1 pseudogene is annotated in these 1,147 nt (G+C 35.0%); it reads right to left on the reverse strand.

Annotated elements, in window-relative coordinates:
* Window positions 1-86: 86 nt before the first annotated feature.
* A pseudogene (locus H1P_RS33555) lies at window positions 87-323 on the reverse strand (IS701 family transposase); the annotation flags it as partial.
* Window positions 324-1,147 lie beyond the last annotated feature (824 nt).

The following is a 1,147-nucleotide window of genomic DNA, read 5'->3' on the forward strand; positions in this document are numbered from 1 at the left end:
CTTCTGTTTTCTAGTTCTTCTACTGACCAAGGCGAATTAGCGATGCAGCGCGGTCTTGGGGGTTTCCCCCATGAGCGACTGCATCAAGAAGCTAAGAAATGATGTAATGATTGAGGTGAAGAGATGCCTACTACCTTAGCGATTTCTGGTAAAGACTTTCTTTTAATTTTTGAGATGATTCCTTGATGTAAATATTTAAAATATTCATAACTTCTTACTTCAGGAAATATATCATTATACGCCGAACAATATTGATCGATGAGGGCAACTGTGGGTGCTGGCGATCGCTTTAAATGTTTGAGAATTTGTAATTCTACATCCATTGTCATATCTACTTTCTAGCCAATTATAGTTGGGTTTCTCTTCATTTTAATTCTCGGAGAGTGACAAAAGAGGGATAATTACGAATTAGCTTCATAAATTTGATAAAAGCTAAATTAATCTTGAAGATTTCAGTCATTATTTAATTGCCTGAAACAATTTATGCTGTCAATTTTTTGTGGAGCGCGATCGCGCTCTTTCTATTTACTCAAAAAATCTCTCAATTCCCATTATTTTAATCAGCAGAAATTTAAACAAAATAGTCTTTGATCATACCATAAAAAACTTTTGCAAGAGTTCTAATAAATAAGGTGGCAGATTCACAATGCCCCGTCCGTTATAAGGGCGAGGCGATGAGGCGATCGCTTATTCTAATCTTATCTTATATTACCTGACGAGTGTGGATAGCTTCTGCCCTTGTAAGATTGAATACCACCGCAACTCTAGCAAAATTTAAAGGAACAAACATCTTCTACAAAATAAATCCTTTCCCGAACCGATAAATTATTTACTCTGACTTCATATTCTTGTAATATTATGTCGATTAGCTGAGATTTTATTCGAGACTTTTGTAATAATAAAACTCGAACTTTTGATAATTCTAGCATTTTATTCTCTCCAGATAAATGAAGGGTTAATAAACTATTACAAAGCAGAAAAATCTTTTTTAACTAAAGATTTTGTGATGAGATTTTTACGGGAGGAAATGCGTGCTTGTGAGAGAGCCGTCTTGAGACAGTTCTCTGCGGAGGGTTTCCCTCCTGCAAGACTGTCTCGCTATTCCACTCCCGTGTTACTTTTTTAATTATTTTATTAACTAAAAAAA

The organism is Hyella patelloides LEGE 07179 (assembly GCF_900659865.1).
In the GTDB taxonomy this organism is placed as follows: domain Bacteria; phylum Cyanobacteriota; class Cyanobacteriia; order Cyanobacteriales; family Xenococcaceae; genus Hyella; species Hyella patelloides.